This window comes from Streptomyces showdoensis (genome assembly GCF_039535475.1).
In the GTDB taxonomy this organism is placed as follows: domain Bacteria; phylum Actinomycetota; class Actinomycetes; order Streptomycetales; family Streptomycetaceae; genus Streptomyces; species Streptomyces showdoensis.
Window position 1 is genome coordinate 1,990,449 of record NZ_BAAAXG010000026.1, and the last position, 19,525, is coordinate 2,009,973.

Below are 19,525 nucleotides of genomic sequence, written 5' to 3' on the forward strand. Positions count from 1 at the left end.
GCGCCCCCCCGGGGTGCGTGCGGCCGAGGGTGTAGCCCGCTCCACCCCTGACCGGGCAGTCTGCGCCATGCCGCTCTGACCTGCGCTTTTCTAGCGTGGCCGGTATGACGACAGCACTTTCCCTCGACGCGGTGAGCCGGGTCCACGCCGGCCGAAACCGCGGGGACGGCGGGCTCATCGCGCTCGACTCGGTGAGCCTCACCGTGCCGCGCGGCCGCTTCCTCGCGGTCATGGGCGGCTCGGGCTCCGGCAAGTCCACGCTGCTGCGCTGCGCCGCCGGGCTCGAACGGCCGACGGCCGGCACGGTACGGATCGGGGACACCGAACTCGGCCGGCTGAAGCCCGCCGCGCTGACCCGGCTGCGGCGGGACCGGATCGGGTTCGTGTTCCAGTCGCTCGACCTCGTCTCCGCGCTCGACGCGCGCGAGAACGTCGCCCTGCCGCTGCTCCTCGCCGGAGCCCCCGACGACGGCCGGGCCCTCGCCGGCCTCGCCGCCGTCGGGCTCGCCGACCGGGCGGGCGACCTGCCCGCGACCCTCTCCGGCGGCCAGCGGCAGCGGGTCGCGATCGCCCGGGCGCTGGTCACCGAACCGGAGGTGGTCTTCGCCGACGAGCCGACCGCCGCCCTCGACCCGGCCACCGCGGCGGAGGTCCTCGCCCTGCTGCGCCGGGCCGTCGACGAGCACGGCCGCACCGTCGTCCTCGTCACCCACGACCCGGCCGCGGCGGGGTGGGCGGACGAGGCGGTCTTCCTGGAGCGCGGCCGGATCACGGCCCGCCTCGACCGGCCGGACGCGGAACGGGCGCGGGCGATGTTCCGGCCCGTGGGACGGGCGCTGGCGGCGGTGGCGCGATGAGCGGCTCCCCTGGGCGCGGCGGCGTCGTCCCGCTGCTGGCCGGGCGGTCGCTGCGCGTGCACCGCCGGGCCTGGGCGGCGGTCTTCGCCGCCGTCGCGCTGGTCTCCCTGCTGCTCGGCGCCCTCGCCCTGACCGCCGGTTGGCTCGGCCTCGGGCACGCGCGGGTGGAGCGGTACGCGGCGGCCGGGGTGGTCGTCGCGGGCGACCAGGAGGTCCGCTGGACCGCCCGGCCCTGGGGCGGCGAGCCCGTCACCGCCACGGCCCCGCTGACCGAACGGGTCAGGGTGCCGGCCGCGGCGGCGGAGCTGCTGCGGGGCGTGGCCGGGGTGCGGGCGGTGGTGCCGGACGACGGCTTCTCCGTACGGGACGCCGGGTCGTCCGTGGCGGATGCCGGGTCGTCCGTGCGGGACGCCGGGTCGTCCGTGCCGGACCCCGCGCCGTCCGTGGCGGACGCCGGGTCGTCCGTACAGGAACCCGCGCTGTCCGTGGCGGATGCCGGGTCGTCCGTACGGGACGCCGGTGGCGTACGGGGTCCCCACGGCGTACGGGAGTACCCCGGGCGCTCCTGGGAGGCGGCGGCTCGGCTCGGCGGGTACGGGCTCACCGCCGGGCGGGCGCCCGGGACGGCGGGGGAGGTGGTGGCCGGGGCGGGGCTCGGCGCGCGGATCGGGCGGCAGGTCGCCGGGTACCGGGTGGTCGGGCTCGCCGACGGGCCCGCCGCGCTGTACTTCGGCGCGGCCGAGGCGCGACGGCTCGCCGGACACCTCGGCCGCCACGACGCGATCGGGGTGCTGGGCGAGCCCGGGGTTCCCGTCGCCACGCTCCACGCGCGGGTGCGGCAGGCCCTCGACGCGGGCGGCGCGGGGGAGTTGCGGGCCTTCACCGGGAACGGCCGGGGCGAGGTCGAGGACCTGAAGGCCCTGCCCGCGCGGGACGGACTGCTCCAGCTCCTCGCCGCCGTGGCCGGGACGGTCGTCCTGGTCGCCGTCCTCGTCCTGGGCTCGCTCGTCGCCCAGGCCCTCCAGCAGCGTTCCGGGGAGCGGGAGTTGCTGGAGTCGGTCGGCGCCTCGCCCCGGCAGGTGCGGGCCTCCGCCGGGCGCGAGGTGACCCGGGTGGCGGCTGCGGCGGCGGTCCTGGGCGCCCTCGGGGCCGTCCCGGCCTTCCTGGCGCTGCGGGCCGCCCTGCGGGACCGGGGCCTGCTGCCCCCGTCGCTCGAACTTCCCGTCCCGCCGTGGCTGTTCGCCGCCGTGCTGCTGACCGTCGGTCTGACCGTGGGGCTCGCGCGGGGCGTGGTCGTGTGTGCGGTGGCGCGGCGGGGAGGGCCGGGTGCCGCGCGGCGGTCCGGCGGTGCGCGGCGGGTGTCCGGCGTCGTCCTGCTCGTCGCCGGGGCGGGGTCCGCCGGGGCCGCCACGCTCCAGGCGGGGGAGGCCGCCGGGGTGGCGGCGGGGGCGGCGACCGTGACGCTCGTGGCCGGGTGCGCGCTGCTCGGTCCGTGGCTCGCGGCGGCGGCCATGCGGGTGGCGGGGCCGGTGCTGTGCCGGTTCGGCGGGGCGCCGGGGCGGCTCGTGGCGGCCGGGGCGGCGGCGCACTCGCGCCGGCTCGGGGCCGCGCTGGTCCCCGCCGCCCTGGTCACCGCCTTCGCGACCGTGCAGCTCGCGGCGGGCGCCACGGTGGAGCGGGCCGCGGCGGCGCAGGCGCGGGCGGCGACGGTGGCGGAGTACGCGATCGGCGGGGGCGGTGGGGCGGGTGCCGCGGACGGTGACCCCGCCGTGCCCGCCGTGGCCGCCGTGCCCGCTGTGACCGCCGTGCCCGACGCGGCCGAGGTCCGGCGGCTGCCCGGGGTGACGGCCGCGACCGGCGTGCTGCGGTCCAGCGTGGTGCTGGCCCGCACCGAGGCGGGTTCGCCCCGGCTCGACCGGCTGCCCGTGCTGGGCGTGGACGCCGAGGGGCTGGCCGGGACGCTCGATCCGGGCGTCGTCGCCGGGGACCTCGCGGGGCTCGCCCGGCCCGGCACGGTGGCCGTCGGCGCGGACCGGGCCGACTCCCTGGACGTGGCGCCCGGTTCGCGGGTGGAGCTGCGCTTCGGCGACGGGGCGCTGCGGCGGCTGACGGTGGTCGCGGTCTACGAACGGTCCCTCGCACTGGGTGAGTTCCTGCTGCCCCGCGCCGAACTGGCCGCGCACATGAGCGATCCGCGCCCCGCGCGGGTCCTCCTGGCGGGTCCGGGAGCCGCCGCCGTCGCCGGGGCCGAGGCCGGTCCGGAGCCCGAGCGGGTGGTCCCCGACGGGGCCGGGGCGAACGGCCTGGTGTCGGGGGTCGTCGTCGCCGCGATCGGCGCGCTCACGGTGCTCTCGGTGCTGAGCACCCTGGCCCTGGTCGGTGCCGGCCGCCGGGGCGAACTCGCGCTCCTGCACCGGGTCGGCGCCTCGCGCCGCCAGCTGCGCCGGATGCTCCGGCTGGAGGCGGCGTTCCTGGCCGGGACCGGGCTGCTGCTCGGCGGGGTCGTCGCGGTGCTGCCGCTGGCGGCGTTCGCCCGGGCGCTGACCGGCGGCCTGCCGTACCTGCCGCCGGGTCAGGCCGCGCTGATCGCGGGGACGGTGCTCCTCACGACGTACCTGGGGACGGTGGTCCTCACGCCGCTCAGGCGTTGAGGTAGGCCAGGACCGCGAGGACCCGGCGGTGGCCGCTGTCGCTGGGGGGCAGGGCCAGCTTGGCGAAGACGTTGCCGACGTGTTTGTGGACGGCCCGCTCGGTGACCACCATCGAGCGGGCGATCGTCGCGTTGTCGTGGCCCTGGGCCATCAGCTCCAGGCACTCGCGCTCACGCGGGGTCAGCGAGTCCAGCGGGTCGTCGCGGCGCCGGGCCATCAGTTCGGTGACGACCTCGGGGTCGAGGGCCGTCCCGCCGGCGGCCACCCGGTCCAGCGCGTCCAGGAACTCGTCCACCCGGCCCACCCGGTCCTTCAGCAGGTAGCCGACGCCCCGGGCGCCGCCGCCGAGGAGCTCGGCTGCGTAGGTCTCCTCCACGTACTGCGACAGCACGAGGACCGGCAGGTCCGGGAGTTCGGCGCGGGCGGCGAGCGCCGCGCGCAGGCCCTCGTCGCGGAAGCCGGGCGGCAGCCGGACGTCGAGGACGGCCACGTCGGGCCGCTGCTCCAGGAGCAGCGGGAGGATCTCGGGGCCGGTCGCCGCCACCCCCGCCACCTCGTGTCCGGCCGAGGTCAGCAGCAGGACGAGCCCCTCCCGCAGGAGGGCGTTGTCCTCGGCTATCACCACACGCACGGCAGCTCCACTTCGATCACGGTCGGGCCCCCGACGGGGCTGGTCAGGCGTACGGTCCCGTCGAGCGCGGCGACCCGGCGGCGCAGTCCGAGCAGCCCGGAGCCGGCGCCCTCGGCCGCCTCGGCGCCGCCGCGGCCCTCGTCCCGTACGGCGGCGCGCAGTCCGGTGGGGGTGCGGGCGAGCAGGACGGAGGCGTGGGTGGCGCCGCTGTGCTTGGCGGCGTTGGTGAGGGCCTCGGCGACGGCGAAGTAGGCGGCGGCCTCGACGGCGGCGGGGGCGCGGGGGGCGGCGCCGGGGGGCCCGGCCGGTCCGCGGCGGGTTCCTTCGGGCGCGCGGTGGGTCCCCTCGGGCGCGAGGTGGGTTCCTTCGGATCCGCGGCGAGGCCTTTCGGATCCGCGGCGCGGCCTATCGGAACCGCGGAGGGTCCCTTCGAGTGGGCAGTGGGTCCCCTCCGGTGCGCCGGAGGCGACTTCCGGTTCCGGTCCGCCGGCGGTCCGCGCCGGTACGTCGGCCGTTCCCTCCAGCGCCTCGGTCGTCACCGTCACCTCCAGGCCGCTGCTCGCCGCGAGGGCGCGGACCGCTCCGGTCAGGCCGCGGTCGGTCAGGATCGGCGGGTGGATGCCCCGCACCACGTGCCGCAGTTCTGCCAGTGCCTCCTCGGCCTGGTCCTGGGCGTCGTCGAGGAGCTTGAGGGCGGTCGCCGGGTCGGAGGCGTAGGCCCGGCGGGCGAGCCCGATGCGCATGGAGAGCGCGACGAGCCGGGCCTGGGCGCCGTCGTGCAGGTCGCGTTCGATGCGGCGCAGTTCGGCGCCGTGGGCGGCGACCGCGCCCGCCCGGGTCGCGGTGAGCTGCTCGATACGGGCGGCCAGCGCGGCGTCCCGGGCGGCGGAGGGGCCGGGGGTGAGCAGGGTCCGCGACCAGTCGGCCTCCCGGTCGGCGAGCCGGCCGATCAGCGGCAGCAGGACCGGTCGGCGGCCCGCGAGGCCGGCCCATACGCCGTCGACGAGCAGGGCCGGGGCCCACAGCACCATCGCGCCGTACAGCAGGACCATGCCGTAGACGAGCTGCGCCGCCAGCCAGCGCAGGTCCGCGAAGGTGGACGGGTCGGCGACGGCCGTGCGCACCCGCTCCGGGAGGGGACCTTCGAGCGGCAGGTACGCCTCCGGGACCGGCGCCCCGGAACGTGCGGCGGTACGGCGGCGCTCCCAGCCGGCGAGGCGGCGCAGCAGCAGCACGCTCTCGGGCAGGACGCCGGCGCCGATGACGGTGAGGGTGAGGAACCCGGTGAAGAGGACGACGCCGATCATCAGGTAGCAGAGGAGGGAGACGGCCGCCCCCAGGAGGAGGTGCAGCGTCGCCCTCCCCGCCTCCTTGATCGACTCGCGCATGCGTCCAGGCTAGGCGACCGGCCGGAACGGCACGGTGGAGCGGGCTACACCATCGGTCCGGGGGCGGGCACGGCTGTGCGGGCGGGCGGGAACGGGGAGCATCGGAGACGTACCGGGGGAGGAGCGACCGGCTCCCCGCGGACTCCCTTTCACTCGCCCTCTCCCTCTCCCTCTCCCTCTTCATTTCTCCCTTCATTTCTCCCTTCATTTCTCCCTTCCCGGAGGTTCTCCATGCGCATGCGCTCCCTGCTCTGGCTCCTGCTCGCCGTCGGTGTCGTCGCCAACGTCTTCGTCACCACCTTCTCGGGCTACTCCGGCGTCACCCAGGCCCTCGCCAGCGCCGGGACGGGCGCCGTCTTCATCGGCTCGGGCATCGGCCTGTGGCTGACCCGCCCGCGGTCCGAGGGCGGGGCGTAGGGCGAAGGCCTGGCGTGGGGCGTGGGGCGTGGGGCGTGGGCCGGGCCGGCGGCGCCCGGCGACCGGCCGGGCTGTCGGTGCCGTGCCCCACAATGGGAGGCGTACCTGAGGAGGGGCTGCAGACATGGCCGTATGGGACGACCTGGTGGGACAGGCGCGCGTGGAGGAGCAGCTCGCGGCCGCCGCGCGGGACGCCGACGCGCTCGTGACCGCCCAGGCCGCCGGCGAGCCCGCTCCCGAGGCGTCGAAGATGACGCACGCCTGGCTGTTCACGGGCCCGCCGGGAGCCGGCCGGGACACCGCGGCCCGGGCGTTCGCGGCGGCGCTGCAGTGCGTGAGCCCGGACCGGGCCCTGGGCGGCGCGCCCGGCTGCGGCTTCTGCGACGGCTGTCACACGGCGCTGATCGGCACCCACGCCGATGTCGAGGTGGTCCGCACGGACCTGCTCTCCATCGGTGTGAAGGAGACCCGTGACCTGGTCCGGCGCGCCCAGCTGTCGCCGGCCGGCCGGCGCTGGCAGGTCATCGTGCTGGAGGACGCCGACCGCCTGACCGAGGGCGCGGCGAACGTGCTCCTGAAGGCGGTGGAGGAGCCCGCGCCCCGCACGGTCTGGCTGCTGTGCGCGCCCTCCCTGGAGGACGTGCTGCCCACGATCCGCTCCCGCTGCCGGCACCTGACGCTGAGCACCCCGTCGGTGGAGGCGGTCGCCGACCTGCTGATCCGCCGGGACGGCATCGCGCCGGAGGTGGCGCAGGCCGCGGCCCGGGCCACCCAGGGGCACATCGACCGGGCCCGGCGGCTCGCCACCGACGAGCGGGCCCGGGCCCGCCGCGCGGTGGTGCTGAAGCTGCCGCTGCGGGTGGGGGACGTCGGCGGCGGGCTGCGCGCGGCCCAGGAGCTGGTCGACGCGGCGGCGGAGGACGCGAAGCAGGTCGCGGAGGAGGTCGACGTCAAGGAGACCGAGGAGCTGAAGGCGGCCCTGGGCGCGGCGCAGGGCGGGCGGATGCCGCGGGGCACTGCGGGCGCGATGAAGGAGCTGGAGGACCGGCAGAAGCGGCGGCGGACGAGGACGCAGCGGGACAGCCTGGACCTCGCGCTCACCGACCTGACCGGTTTCTACCGCGACGTGCTGGCCGTGCAGCTGCGCGCGGCGAGCCCCCTCGCCAACGAGGACGTGCGGGACGCGCTGGAGACGATCGCCCGCGACACGACCCCGGAGCGCACCCTGCGCCGGATCGAGGCCGTGCTCGCCTGCCGCGAGGCCCTCGACCGGAACGTGGCGCCGCTGCTGGCGGTGGAGGCGATGACGATGGCGCTGCGCGACTGAGGGCGGGCGCCGCCGACACGACGGGATTGGACACGGAGCGTGCCGGTCCCGATACGCTCCGGGCATGGATTCCAGGCGCCTGTTCCGTATCTCGGCCACGGCCCTCACGGCCGCCGGTCTGATCCTGTCCGGCTGCACGAGCGGCAGCGACGCCGCCGCGCCGTCCTCGTCCGGGTCCGCCGCCGCGGCGCCGGGGGCGGAGGCGCTGCGGAAGTACTACGGGCAGAAGGTGTCCTGGCGGCCCTGCGGGGTGGCGGACTTCCAGTGCGGCACCGTGCTGGTCCCGCTCGACTACGCGAGGCCCGGGGCGGGTGACGTGAAGCTGGCGGTCTCCCGGGTGAGGGCGTCCGGCCCCGGCAAGCGGCTGGGTTCGCTGCTGGTCAACCCGGGCGGCCCGGGCGGCTCGGCGGTCGGCTACCTCCAGGGGTACGCGGGCATCGGCTACCCGGCGCAGGTCCGGGCCCGGTACGACCTCGTGGGCGTCGATCCGCGGGGCGTGGCCCGCAGCGAGCCGGTCGAGTGCCTGACCGGCCCGCGGATGGACGCGTACACGCAGGTCGACCAGACCCCCGACGACGCGGCCGAGACGAGGGCACTGGCGGCGGCGTACCAGGAGTTCGCGGCGGCCTGCGAGAAGCGCTCGGGCCGGGTGCTGCCGTACGTGTCCACGGTGGCGGCGGCCCGCGACATGGACGTCGTGCGGGAGGTCCTCGGGGACCCGAGGCTGAACTACGTGGGGGCGTCGTACGGCACCTTCCTCGGCGCCACGTACGCGGAGCTGTTCCCGGACAAGGCGGGGCGGCTCGTGCTCGACGGGGCGATGGACCCGTCCCTGCCGGCGGCCGAGCTGAACCGCGACCAGACGGGCGGCTTCGAGACCGCGTTCAAGGCCTTCGCCGCGGACTGCGTGCGCACGCCGGACTGCCCGCTGGGCACGGAGTCCGTCCCGGCGGCCACCGCCGCGCTGCAGCGCTTCTTCCGGGAGGCGGACGCGAAGCCGGTGCCGACGGGGGAGAGCCGGCCGCTCGGCGAGTCGCTCGCGACGACGGGCGTGATCGCCGCGATGTACGACGAGGCGGCCTGGCCGCAGCTGCGGGAGGCGCTGACCCGGGCGATGGACGGCGAGGGCTCGGCGCTGCTCGGGCTGGCCGACAGCTACTACGAGCGGGGGGCGGACGGCTCGTACGCGAACCTGATGTCCGCGAACGCCGCCGTGAACTGCCTGGACCTCCCGCCCGCCTTCACCGGTCCGGCGGACGCCGAGAAGGCGGTGCCTTCCTTCGAGCAGGCCTCGCCGGTCTTCGGCCGCGGCCTCGCCTGGGCCGCCCTGAACTGCACCTACTGGCCCACCCCCGCCACCGGCCGCCCCCACCGCATCACCGCCGAGGGCGCACCCCCGATCGTCGTCGTCGGCACCACCCGCGACCCGGCCACCCCCTACAAGTGGGCCCGCTCCCTGGCCGCCCAGCTCTCCTCGGGCACCCTCCTCACCTACGAGGGCGACGGCCACACCGCGTACGGCCGGGGCAGCGACTGCATCGACACGGCGATCAACACCTACCTCCTGGAAGGCCTCGCCCCGAAGGACGGAAAGCGCTGCTCATAGCCCCCGCGGGGACCCGCCCCGGCCGTGGTCGGAGCACCTCCGGAAACTGTGTAGACTTGGCGACGCTGCTGCACCCACCATGGGAACGCACGGCATGCCGCCTTAGCTCAGTTGGCCAGAGCAACGCACTCGTAATGCGTAGGTCTCGGGTTCGAATCCCGAAGGCGGCTCAGAGAAACCCCAGGTCGGATCCTTCCGACCTGGGGTTTTCTGTTGCCCGGGGGAGAGGTGGGTCTCCGGGGTCAGCCGTGTTCGTGGCCCCAGTCCTTGCAGAGGGACCAGATGACGAAGACGGAGACGGCGATCAGGATCAGGGCCCACCAGGGGGTGTAGGGCAGCCACATGAAGTTGGCGATGATCGTGAGGGAGGCGATGGCGACGCCGGCCGCGCGGGCCCAGCTCATGCCCTTCAGGAGGCCCAGGCCGACGATGACGGCGAGGATGCCGAGGATCAGGTGGATCCAGCCCCACGAGGTCAGGTCGAACTTGAAGACGTAGTCGCCGACCCGGGTGTAGACATCGTCCTTCGCGATGGCCGCGATGCCCTGGAAGATGTCCAGGACGCCCACGACGGTCAGCACGACGCCTCCGAAGAGGGTGCCTCCCGACGCCCACTTCTCGGACGTGCTCCTCGCCTGCGGTTGTGCGGTCATGTCCTGCTCCTTCTCCGATCGCGGGCGCGTCAGCGCCTGAGGATCCGGTCCTTTCCCAGGGCGAATTCCTCGTCCGACAGCACGCCCTGCTCATGGAGCTTCCCGAGGCGTTCGAGGCTGCTGATCGCTTCGTCCGTCAGGTCCGCGCCGGCCGGTGCCGGGGCCGGCGGTGCCTGGGGCATGGCGGCGGGTTCCGGGGCGGGCGGGGGTTGTTGGGCCGCCGCCCGTTCGGCCTGGCGGCGGGCGACGCGGTTGGAGACCGCGGTCGCCGTGCCGGCCGCCACGGCCGTCCTGGCGGCGACGCCGATCAGACCGGGGCGCCCCTCGCGCCTGAGGCCACGACCCAGCATGCTGCTCACCTTCTCCTCGTCAGGCGGCGTCCTCGTACGCCCGCTCCACCGCTTCGGCGGGGATCCGCTCGTGGGCGAGGAGTTCCCCGCCCGCCCGCCGTATCGCCCCGGTGATCCCGGCGGCCCAGGTGTCCTCCCACAGGAGGACCGCGGCCGACGAGTCCGGCGCGAGTTCCTCGGCGATCAGGGCCAGGTCCTCCTGGCTGAACAGTCCGCCGATCTCCCCGTCGATGTCGTCGAACACCGACGCCTCCGAGGGGTCCAGCGCGTCGAGCTCGACGTACGTCACCGATCCGTCGGCCTCCTTCTTCACGAAGGTCAGGTCCAGGATCCGTACCGTGCCGCCGGCCACCAGGTTCCGCAGCTCCGGGGCGATCTCGCCCCGGAAGCGGTTCCCGGGAAAGGCGATGACGACGTACTCGACCGGTCCTACGTCCATGTCCGCGCACCCTCTCCGTCCACGTGCCGCACCCTCAGCCGGACAGCACCTTCTCCTTCGCGCGCGCGTACTCCTCCGGCGAGATGTCGCCGCGGTCCTTCAGCTCGGCCAGCTTCGCGAGCTGGTCGGCGTGGCCGGCGCCCGGCTGTTCGTTCGCGGTCGCGGCGGCCCGGATGTACTCCTGGAACTCCCGCTCGTTGCTGCGGGCCCGCTGCATCTCGCGCATGCCCATGTCCTTGCCGCGGGCGATGAGGTAGACGAAGCAGCCCAGGAACGGCAGGAGGACGACGAAGGCGGTCCAGCCCGCCTTGCCCCAGCCGCTCATCCCGTCGTCGCGGAAGATGTCGCCGATGATCCGGAAGAGCAGCATGAACCAGAGGATCCACAGGAAGACCCACATGATGGTCCAGAAGGTGTTCAGGAGGGGATAGTCCATGGTCGTCCTCCTCGGTGGGCGACATCACGAAGCCCGGGGACCGTGTGAAGTCCGCTCTTTTCATTCTCGCCCGGGCGGGGTTTGATCGCACTCGCGGAAAGATCGCGAGTGGAGCGCACGGAGGGGGAGCGGCGTGGAGGTCACCGAGCGGACGCGGTTGCGGCGCATGCGGGAGAAGGGGAGCCACCGGCGGGAGGACCTGGACGCGGTGCTCGGCGCCGGCTTCCTCTGTCACCTCGGGGTCGTGGTGGACGGGGCGCCGATGGTCGTGCCGACCGTGTACGGGGTCGAGGGCGACGTGCTGTACGTGCACGGGTCCGTCGCGAGCCGGAGTCTGGTGCGGGCGCCGGACGGGGTCGTGTGCGTGACGGTCACGCACGTGGACGGCCTGGTGCTCGCCCGGTCCGTGTTCGAGCACGGGGTGAACTACCGCTGCGCGATGGTCTACGGCGTCCCGCGGATCGTCACCGACCCCGAGGAGAAGCTGCGCGGGCTGCGGGCCCTGACCGAGCGCTCGACGCCGGGACAGTGGGAGTACGCCCGCCGGCCGAGCCGCAAGGAGCTGGCCGCGACCTCCCTCGTCGCGCTCGATCTCACCGAGGCCTCGGTGAAGGTCGCGAGCGGGCCGCCGGACGACGGGGACTCGCCCGATGCCGAGCTGGGGCTGTGGGCGGGCGTGCTGCCGCTCGTCACCTCCTTCGGCACCCCGGTCGCCGATCCGGCCCTGCCCGTCGACATCCGGACACCCGCGCACATCGCGGACCGGGCGGGACGCCCCCTCGGCTAGGCCATGACCGGGTGGCGGCGCGGACCGGCGGGGGGCCGAATCGGTCAGGCTACCCCTGATCACGGGCCCGGCCGAGGCCCCGGCTGACGTTCATTTATTTTTCATCATTCGGCGGTCGGTTCCCGTGCGCCCGGTTTCTAAACCTGGTTTTTACGCAGTATCCAGTAAGGCTCCCGTCCTGTAATGTCACTCACCCGAAAGGGTGCCCTGAACTCCTCACCGGAAATGACCACTCCGGGGCCGACTGATTCGGGGCGATCGCATGGTTCGAAAGATCGACCCGATGACTGAAGGTGAGAAAATGGGGGGCTTCGCCGACCCGTGCGGAGGGACGCGTCAGGGCGCCGGGCTCTCGTCGCTCGCGTCGCTGATCGGGCAGGACGAGACCTGCGTCGACGTCTACCGGCTCGTGATCACCCAACCGGGGTGGGGGATCGCCGAGATCGCCGCCGAGCTGGGGGCGGCCGAATCGACCGTCCGCGGCTGTCTGGACAAACTCGCCGAACTGTCCATGCTCTATCCCGCGAAGGACGCCACCGACGTCGCCCCGATAAGTCCGGAAGTGGGCCTCGCCGCCTACATTCACCGGCGGGAAACCGAAATCCATTCGCAACAGCTGGAGTTGGCCGCCGTGCGGGCCGCCACCGCCGAGCTCACCGCGATCTACGCCTCCCAGCGCGCCCGGCACGGCAATGCCGGCCTGGAGCAGCTGGAGGGCGTCAACGAGGTGCGCGCCCGGCTGTCCGAACTCGCCCGGCACGCCACCACCGAGATCCTCGCCTTCATGCCCGGCGGCGCCCAGAGCCCCGAGGCGCTGGAGGCGAGCCGGCCGCTGGACGAGCAGAGCCTGTCCGCCGGGGTGGCGCTGCGCACCATCTACCTCGACAGCGTCCGCAACGACCGGGCCACCACCGAGTACGCCCGCTGGCTCTCCGAGCTCGGCGGCGAGATCAGGACGACGCCCTCGCTGCCGCTGCGCATGCTCATCGCCGACCGGAACGTCGCGCTCCTCCCGGTCAGCCCCGAGGACACCCGGGCCGGGGCCGTCATCCTGCGCGCCCCCGGGGTCGTCACCGCCCTCCTCGCCCTCTTCGAGATGGTGTGGGAGAGCGCCGCGCCGCTGCACGGGAAGCAGCAGCCCGCGGCCGACGAACCCACCCAGCAGGAGATCGAGTTGCTCCGGCTGCTGCAGAAGGGACACACCGACGAGGTGGCCGCCCGCAAGCTGGGTCTCTCGCTGCGCACCGCGCGCCGGATGATGTCCACGATCTCCCAACGCCTGGGCGCCCGCAGCCGGTTCGAGACGGGGGTTCTGGCCGAAAGGGCCGGCTGGCTCTGACCCTTCGCCGTATACGGTCGCCGCACCCGGCGTCGTATGCGGCACCGTAAGCGGCCGTCGTATACGGTCCGAACATTACAAAGGGCTCACCGGATATCGGTGGGCCCTTTGCTGCCATGGCATCAAGCTGCCCCGGAGAACGCTCCGAAGCCCGGTATGCGACTGGGATTCTCTCTGCCATGTACGCCATCCATCTCGACCTCCCGCCCGGTGAATTCGGGCAGGCGCGGATCGATCTCGACGATCTCGCCCGGGTGGTCCCCCAGGTCTCCAGATGCCACGTGGAGCACGTCTACCGGACGGTCTTCTACGTATCCGCCGGCTCCGCCCCCGAGGCCGGCACCGGGGTCCTCGCCGCGGTACAGCACCTGCTCCTGCGCCCGCCGCCCTCCGGCCGGGTGCGGGTGGAGCTGCGGGTTCCGCGCGAGGGCCGGGACATCGGGCTCTGTCATGGCGTCGTCTCCGTCGTCGAGGACGCCGGACTTCCGCTCTGAGGCCGCCCGGGGCCCGTGCGCCCGGCGGCCGGCCCGCCCCCACCGGCCGCCCCGCCACACCCGTGCGGCCCCCGTGCCGCCACCGCCCCGCGGCTCCTGGCCACTTGCAGCCACTGCACCTTGGTGCCACCGCGCATCCCTTGTAGGGCCCTCCCGCTCCTGACACATTCGAGAAGGCCAGCGCGTTCCCGCCGAATTCCGCCTCCCGCATTCTCGGTCTTCCGCTGCCTTCGTTGCCGTCGTCGTATTCCCTGTCCTCGTTCATTTCTGGGAAAGGTATTCCGTCCAATGAAACCCGGTGTCACCCTCCACGAGAATTTCGAGCGGACCGCCTCCCGTTTCCCGGAATCCGTCGCCGTCACCGACGGCCGCACCCAGCTCACCTACCGCGAGCTGGACGAGCGGGCCGAGCGTCTCGCCGGGGCGCTGCGGGCCGCCGGTGCGGGGCGGGACCAGCGGGTCGGGCTCTGCGTCGAGCGGGGTGCGGAGCTGGTCGTCGGACTGCTCGGCATCCTGAAGGCCGGGGCCGGTTACGTACCGGTCGACCCCGCCTACCCGGCCGAGCGCCGCGAGTTCGTCCTCGGCCACTGCGACTCCGGTCTGGTCGTCGCCCACGCCGCGACCGCCCCCCTCGTCGAGGGCCGCCGGGTCGTCCGGGTGGACGCGCTGCCGGAGACCGTCACCGAGGCGCCGGCCGGGCACCAGGCCGCGGACGCCGAGAGCCTCGCGTACGTCATCTTCACCTCCGGTTCGACGGGCGAGCCCAAGGGCGTCGAGATCGAACACCGCAACGCGGTCCGGCTGTTCACCGCCACCGCCCCGGTCTTCGCCTTCGACGAGACCGACGTGTGGACCAACTTCCACTCCACCGCCTTCGACTTCTCCGTCTGGGAGATCTGGGGCGCGCTGTTCTTCGGCGGCCGCCTGGTGATCGTCGACCGCGACACCGCCCGCGACCCGCAGGCCTTCCTCACGCTGCTGCGCCGCGAGCGCGTCACCGTGCTCAACCAGACGCCCTCGGCGTTCCGGAACCTCATCAACGTCGACGAGGGGCAGCCGCTCGACCTGCGGTACGTCGTCTTCGGCGGCGAGAAGCTGGACTACCGCTCGCTGAAGCCCTGGGTGGAGCGCCACGGCATCGAGACCCCCGCGCTCGTCAACATGTACGGCATCACCGAGACCACGGTGCACGTCACCTGGAAGGTCATCGGCGAGGCCGACCTGTCCGGCGAGGGCGACAGCCTCATCGGCAAGCCCATCGCCGACCTGCGGCTCGCCGTCCTCGACGAGCAGGGAGCGGAGCTCCCGATCGGCACCGAGGGCGGGCTGCACGTGGCCGGCGCCGGTGTCGCCCGCGGCTACCTGGGCCACCCGGAGCTGACCGCCGCCCGCTTCGTCGAGCGGACCCTGGCCGACGGCACCACCGAGCGCTGGTACGACTCCGGCGACCGCGGCGTGCAGATCGCCCCGGGCCAGTTCGCCTACGCCGGCCGCGCCGACCGCCAGGTGAAGATCCGCGGCTACCGCGTCGAGCCCGGCGAGATCGAGGCCGTGCTCCAGCAGCACGCCGCCGTCCGCGACGCGGTCGTCCTCGTCGCCGACTTCGGCTCCGGCGACCCGCGCCTGGTGGCCTACCCGCTGGTCGAGGCCGGCACCGACGCCGAGGCGCTCGCCGCCGAGCTGAAGGAGGCCGTGGCGGCCGCGCTGCCCGCGTACATGGCGCCGTCCACGTACCTCGCCATCGACGAGCTCCCGGTCACCGTCAACGGCAAGCTCGACGAGAGCGTGCTGCGCAAGCGCCTGGAGGTCCAGCTCGCCGAGGCCGCCGACAGCGCCCGTGAGCAGAGCGCGGCCGGCGGCTCCGTGGAGGACGCGCTGCGCGGCATCTGGGCCGAGGTCCTCGGCACGGACGCGGCCGCGATCGCGGACGGCGACGAGTTCTTCGACCTCGGCGGCACCTCGTTCTCCCTGATCCACATGCTCAGCGTCGTCAACGACCGCTACCGGCTGAGCCTCAACGTCGGGACGCTCGCCGAGGGCGCGAACATCGCCGCCCTCGCCGCCGCCGTCCAGAACCAGCTCGCCCTCACCTCCCGCTAGGAGACCAGGACATGACCACCGAAGCCACCGAGAACACCGAGACCCGGACGTCGTTCGCGCTCTCCCCGGAGGAGATCGAGCAGTTCCACCGCCAGGGCTTCATCGGCCCGTTCACCCTCTACACGCCGGAGGAGATGAAGGCGCAGTGGCGCAAGACGCGCCTCCAGCTGCTGGACCGCAGCGACGCCGTCTACCCGGACGACGCGCTGGCCGGCGCCACCAACATCTCCAACTACGACCGTCACCTCGACAACGACTTCCTCGCCTCCCACATCGGGCGCCCCGAGATCGTCGACCGGGTGAACTCCATCCTCGGCCCGGACGTCATCTGCTGGCGCACCGAGTTCTTCCCGAAGCACCCGGGTGACGAGGGCACCGACTGGCACCAGGCGGACACCTTCGCCAACGCGTCGGGCACCCCGCAGATCCTGTGGCCGGACAACTCCGACTTCGGCGGCACCATCACCGTCTGGTCGGCGTTCACCGAGGCCGCCGTCGAGAACGGCTGCCTGCAGTTCATCCCCGGCACGCACGAGTCGATGAACTACGACGAGACCAAGCGGATGCACTACGACCCCAACTCGATCAACTCGGTCGACAAGGACGGCATCCGCCGCGGCTTCTTCGGCTACGACTACCGCCAGCTGCAGAAGGACCCGAACTGGACCCCCGACGAGGACCAGGCCGTCTCGCAGGTCATGCGCCCGGGCCAGTTCATCATCTTCTGGTCGACGCTGATGCACGCCTCGCACCCGCACGAGGGCAAGACCAACGAGATGCGGATGGGCTTCGCCTCCCGCTACGTGCCCTCCACGGTCACCGTCTACCCGGACAGCGACCACATCGAGGAGTACGGCGGCCGCATCAGCCTGGACCGCTACGGCTCCGTCCTGGTCAGCGGCGAGAACAAGAACGCCGACAACCGCATGGTCACGGAGACCACCCGGGGGAAGAAGTTCTGACATGACCACCAAGACCCTGAGCGTGGTCGAGGTCCTCGAACTGTGCCAGCCGCTGCTCGCCGCGTCGTCGAAGACCCTGCGGGTCTTCCCGGCCGGCGAGCGGGCCTCGGAGGAGTACTCCGCGGCCGAGGCGGCCCGCTGCAACGAGGTCCTGGCCGCCGTCGGCGACGCGTACGGCCTGGTCGTCCCGTGGTTCGAGGCCGCCGCACCCCAGCAGCCGTCCGCCCTGGAGGTCGCCCTCAGCACCTATGTCGACCTGGAGCTGGGCAGCTGGCGTCCCGTCGCCGAGAGCTCGGGGCAGCCGGAGGACCTCGCGGCGGGCCTGTCCGGGCTCGCCGCCGTCCCGGGCCGGCGACTCGTCGAGGCCCCGGGCGTGCCGTCCTTCGAGGCCTTCTCCGCGGGGCCGGCCGGCGAGGAGGCGATCGTCCTGATCCTGCCCTCCGGCGTGCCGGCCTCGCTGTTCCGGCCCTGGCTGGAGGAGCTGTCCTCGGGCCCGGGCGGCCGGCTGGTCGTCACGTACGAGAACCCGTACCTGTTCGGCGGCTGGCGCGGCCTGGACACCCCGGTGGGCGACTTCGCCGAGGAGACCGCCCTGATGGGCGCGCTGCTCACGGAGTACGGGATCACCCGCGCCCATCTGGTCGGGATCTGCGGCGGGGCTCCGGTCGGCGTCGCCGCGGCGGCCGAGTTCGGCGAGCGGGTGGAGACCCTGACGGTGCTCCACCCCGACCTGAACTTCGGCGCGGGGGTCATGCGGACCCCGTTCCAGAAGCAGTTCCAGAGCGTGCTCGCCACGGCCGCGGCCGGGGTGGAGAAGGCCCGGAGCACGCTGAGCCTCTTCCTCGACCCCAACATGCTGTTCGGCGTGGAGCCGCGGCTGGCGCCGTTCATCCTCTACCCGTACGGGGACGTGGAGCTGTTCCACCGGTACGCGAAGCAGAACTACGCGCTCATGGCGTACGACGCGAACGAGGCGGCCCGGGCGATCACCCAGCGGGTGCTCATCGCCACGAGCAGCACGGACCGGATGACCCACCCCGACACCGCCCGCCACTTCGGCGACCTGGTGCGGGGCGAGGCCCGGGTCGAGGAGCGGGAGTCGGGCACCCACCACGACATCCTGATCCCGGACCCCGAGGTCTACACGATGCTGCGGGAGTTCATCGGCGGTGGCGCGTGAGCGCGGACACCCCTTCCGCCGCCGGTCCACCCGGCTCCCGTACGGCCGCCCCGGCGGAGCGCGTCGCCCTGGTCACGCAGGCGACGCGCTACGCCGGGCCCGGCGCGGTCGAGGCGCTGCGCAAGGCCGGGTACACGGTGTTCTGCCAGGACGACGGCTTCCTCGACGAGGCGGCCCGGGCCGCCTTCGAGGACGGCCGGGACGGTGCCGTCGCCAGTGACGCCAAGACCCCGGCCGGCGCGGTCGGGCAGGCCGTCAAGCGGTACGGGCGGCTCGACGTGCTGGTCAGCAACGACGTCTACCCGGCCCGCTACCAGCCGGTCGACCAGCCCGACGCGGCCGAGATCCGCAGGGCCGCCGAGGCGCTGCTGGTCACCCCGGCGGCGGTGCTCGGGAAGGCCGCCGCGCACATGAGGCGGCGGGGGAGCGGCCACATCGTGGTGCTGACCTCGGCCGCCCCGCAGCGGCCCGAGCACGGCTTCTCCGTCTACAGCGCGCTGCGCGCCGCGGCCTCCGTGTACGCGCAGGCCGCGGCCCGCGAACTCGCCCCGCACGGGGTGGTCGTGCACGCGATCGCGCCCAACTTCCTCGAGAGCGAGACCTATTACCCGCCGGAGGCGTGGGCGACGGACGAGGGCCGGGAGAAGCTCCGCGGTCTGCTGCCGGCCGGCCGTCTCGGCACCGCCCGCGAGATCGGCGACCTGGTGGTCTTCCTGACCAGCGGTTCCGCCGACTTCCTGACCGGCGACGTCATCCCCTTCACGGGCGGCTGGGCGTAGCCGCCACCCCTTCCTTGCGACGAAAGTGAGAGTTCCGCTGTGAGTGCTCGGCAGACAACCATCGAGGAGTCCGAGGTCACGCCGGGTCAGAGCCTGGTGGAGCAGACCCTCGTCGAGATCTGGAAGACCACGCTGGACAAGGAGGCCGTCGGGCTCGACGACGACTTCTTCGCGACCGGGGGCGACTCCCTCCTGGCCCTGGTCACCATCGAGCAGATCAACCAGCGGCTCGGCTGGTCCCTGAACATGGGCGACCTGCTGCGCCACCGCACCATCCGCAAGCTGTGCGCCACCAAGGCGCTGCTGCAGGCCGCGCCCACCGAGCGGTCCGTGATCCGGATGAGCAACCAGGGCGCGCGGACCCCGCTCGTCTTCATCCACCCGGGCATCGGCCTGGTCGACGGCTACGGGCACCTGGTGCGGCTGCTCGGCGCCGACCGCGCCTGCTACGGCATCCAGTCCCCGCACATCAGCGACGTGGCCGTCTCCGACGACATGCGGGAGCTGGCCGAGCAGTACGCGGACCTGATCGAGGACGAGTTCGGTGAGGACGACTTCCACCTGGTCGGCGCCTGCGCGGGCGGAGTGATCGGTTACGAGATCGCCCGCATCGCGGAGGAGCGCGGCCTGGGCCTGCAGAAGCTGGTCATCGTCGACGGCTACCTGGACGGCTCGCGCACCGGCGCGGAGGAGCCCGGCACCGAGCAGGTCCGGCTGGTCGACTACCGCTACGACATGCTGCGGCTCATCGCCCCGCACACCGAGCACGCCTCGCTCGACCCGGCCGACGCCGAGCACGACAGGGTGTACGAGGAGGTGGCCGCGGTGCTGTTCGGCGCCGAGGCCGCGGCGCGGGGCGGCGGTGCCACCGCCTTCGCCGAGCGGGTCTACCGCGCCTTCCGCACCACCGCGCGGGCCCTGGAGACCTACCGTCCCGAGCCGCTCGACGTGGACGCGCTGATGCTGCTCGCCAAGGACAACGAGACCTTCGAGCTGTGGCGTGCGGCGATCACCGGGGAGCTGACCGCCGAGGTCATGGACTCGGACTCGTACGGCGTGAAGCTCTGCATGACCGACGCGGTCGAGATCGCCGCGCGCATCGACGACTTCGTGGGCGAGGGCTGAGGAC

19 protein-coding genes and 1 tRNA gene are annotated in these 19,525 nt (G+C 73.8%); 14 read left to right on the forward strand and 6 right to left on the reverse strand.

Annotated features, from left to right (window positions below; all coding sequences use genetic code 11):
• Positions 1-104: 104 nt before the first annotated feature.
• Both ABD981_RS22080 and ABD981_RS22085 read left to right on the forward strand, forming a co-directional pair.
• A complete protein-coding gene (locus tag ABD981_RS22080) occupies positions 105-857 on the forward strand; it encodes an ABC transporter ATP-binding protein (RefSeq protein ID WP_046910171.1) in 753 nt (250 codons plus the stop codon).
• Entirely contained in the window at positions 854-3,508 is a 2,655-nt protein-coding gene (locus ABD981_RS22085; protein WP_345530235.1) for an FtsX-like permease family protein, read from the forward strand. Before ABD981_RS22080 ends, ABD981_RS22085 begins: the two co-directional genes overlap by 4 nt.
• On the opposite strand, the gene ABD981_RS22090 is transcribed toward ABD981_RS22085, so the two are convergent.
• Positions 3,498-4,139, reverse strand: a complete 642-nt coding sequence (locus ABD981_RS22090) for a LuxR C-terminal-related transcriptional regulator (protein ID WP_046910843.1) — start codon at positions 4,137-4,139, stop codon at positions 3,498-3,500. The genes ABD981_RS22085 and ABD981_RS22090 overlap by 11 nt on opposite strands.
• Entirely contained in the window at positions 4,127-5,527 is a 1,401-nt protein-coding gene (locus ABD981_RS22095; RefSeq protein WP_046910844.1) for a sensor histidine kinase, read from the reverse strand. The genes ABD981_RS22090 and ABD981_RS22095 overlap by 13 nt, the downstream gene beginning before the upstream one ends.
• Before the next feature lie 231 nt (positions 5,528-5,758).
• Between ABD981_RS22095 and ABD981_RS22100 the strand changes: the two genes are divergently transcribed.
• From ABD981_RS22100 to ABD981_RS22115, 4 genes are all read left to right on the forward strand, one after another.
• Complete coding sequence (locus ABD981_RS22100) at positions 5,759-5,944, forward strand: hypothetical protein (RefSeq protein ID WP_123955019.1); 186 nt, start codon at positions 5,759-5,761, stop codon at positions 5,942-5,944.
• A gap of 124 nt (positions 5,945-6,068) precedes the next feature.
• Positions 6,069-7,271, forward strand: a complete 1,203-nt coding sequence (locus ABD981_RS22105; RefSeq protein ID WP_046910845.1) for a DNA polymerase III subunit delta' — start codon at positions 6,069-6,071, stop codon at positions 7,269-7,271.
• A gap of 64 nt (positions 7,272-7,335) precedes the next feature.
• Positions 7,336-8,877 carry an alpha/beta hydrolase gene (locus ABD981_RS22110; RefSeq protein ID WP_046910846.1) on the forward strand — a complete coding sequence of 514 codons (1,542 nt, stop codon included), beginning with the start codon at positions 7,336-7,338 and terminating at the stop codon, positions 8,875-8,877.
• A gap of 96 nt (positions 8,878-8,973) precedes the next feature.
• Positions 8,974-9,047, forward strand: a tRNA-Thr gene (locus tag ABD981_RS22115).
• Between the two features lie 72 nt (positions 9,048-9,119).
• Here ABD981_RS22115 and ABD981_RS22120 read toward each other — a convergent pair.
• Genes ABD981_RS22120 through ABD981_RS22135 form a run of 4 tightly spaced genes read right to left on the reverse strand, consistent with a single transcriptional unit; the run spans position 9,120 to position 10,755 of the window.
• Positions 9,120-9,530 (reverse strand): DUF7144 family membrane protein, encoded by a 411-nt coding sequence (locus tag ABD981_RS22120; protein WP_046910847.1) that lies wholly within the window; start codon positions 9,528-9,530, stop codon positions 9,120-9,122.
• Positions 9,531-9,559: 29 nt separating this feature from the next.
• The gene (locus ABD981_RS22125) at positions 9,560-9,880 is read right to left on the reverse strand and encodes an SHOCT domain-containing protein (RefSeq protein WP_046910848.1); all 321 of its coding nucleotides are present in this window, start codon (positions 9,878-9,880) and stop codon (positions 9,560-9,562) included.
• A gap of 19 nt (positions 9,881-9,899) precedes the next feature.
• Positions 9,900-10,319 (reverse strand): DUF6325 family protein, encoded by a 420-nt coding sequence (locus ABD981_RS22130; protein WP_046910849.1) that lies wholly within the window; start codon positions 10,317-10,319, stop codon positions 9,900-9,902.
• 34 nt (positions 10,320-10,353) lie between these two features.
• Positions 10,354-10,755, reverse strand: a complete 402-nt coding sequence (locus ABD981_RS22135) for an SHOCT domain-containing protein (protein WP_046910850.1) — start codon at positions 10,753-10,755, stop codon at positions 10,354-10,356.
• 166 nt (positions 10,756-10,921) lie between these two features.
• Between ABD981_RS22135 and ABD981_RS22140 the strand changes: the two genes are divergently transcribed.
• The 8 genes from ABD981_RS22140 (at position 10,922) to ABD981_RS22175 (ending at position 19,521) form a co-directional block, all read left to right on the forward strand.
• Entirely contained in the window at positions 10,922-11,542 is a 621-nt protein-coding gene (locus ABD981_RS22140) for a pyridoxamine 5'-phosphate oxidase family protein (protein WP_046910874.1), read from the forward strand.
• Between the two features lie 301 nt (positions 11,543-11,843).
• The gene (locus tag ABD981_RS22145) at positions 11,844-12,881 is read left to right on the forward strand and encodes a helix-turn-helix transcriptional regulator (protein ID WP_123955020.1); all 1,038 of its coding nucleotides are present in this window, start codon (positions 11,844-11,846) and stop codon (positions 12,879-12,881) included.
• A 179-nt stretch (positions 12,882-13,060) separates the two neighbouring features.
• A complete protein-coding gene (locus ABD981_RS22150; protein WP_046910851.1) occupies positions 13,061-13,375 on the forward strand; it encodes a hypothetical protein in 315 nt (104 codons plus the stop codon).
• Positions 13,376-13,663: 288 nt separating this feature from the next.
• Positions 13,664-15,475 (forward strand): amino acid adenylation domain-containing protein, encoded by a 1,812-nt coding sequence (locus ABD981_RS22155; protein WP_046910852.1) that lies wholly within the window; start codon positions 13,664-13,666, stop codon positions 15,473-15,475.
• An 11-nt stretch (positions 15,476-15,486) separates the two neighbouring features.
• A complete protein-coding gene (locus tag ABD981_RS22160; RefSeq protein WP_046910853.1) occupies positions 15,487-16,437 on the forward strand; it encodes a chlorinating enzyme in 951 nt (316 codons plus the stop codon).
• Between the two features lies 1 nt (position 16,438).
• Positions 16,439-17,617, forward strand: a complete 1,179-nt coding sequence (locus ABD981_RS22165; protein WP_046910854.1) for an alpha/beta fold hydrolase — start codon at positions 16,439-16,441, stop codon at positions 17,615-17,617.
• Positions 17,614-18,396: an SDR family oxidoreductase gene (locus tag ABD981_RS22170; RefSeq protein ID WP_165591008.1), complete on the forward strand. Its 783-nt coding sequence runs from the start codon at positions 17,614-17,616 to the stop codon at positions 18,394-18,396. The genes ABD981_RS22165 and ABD981_RS22170 overlap by 4 nt, the downstream gene beginning before the upstream one ends.
• A 39-nt stretch (positions 18,397-18,435) precedes the next feature.
• Positions 18,436-19,521 (forward strand): thioesterase domain-containing protein, encoded by a 1,086-nt coding sequence (locus tag ABD981_RS22175; protein WP_123955021.1) that lies wholly within the window; start codon positions 18,436-18,438, stop codon positions 19,519-19,521.
• The last annotated feature ends 4 nt before the right edge of the window (positions 19,522-19,525 follow it).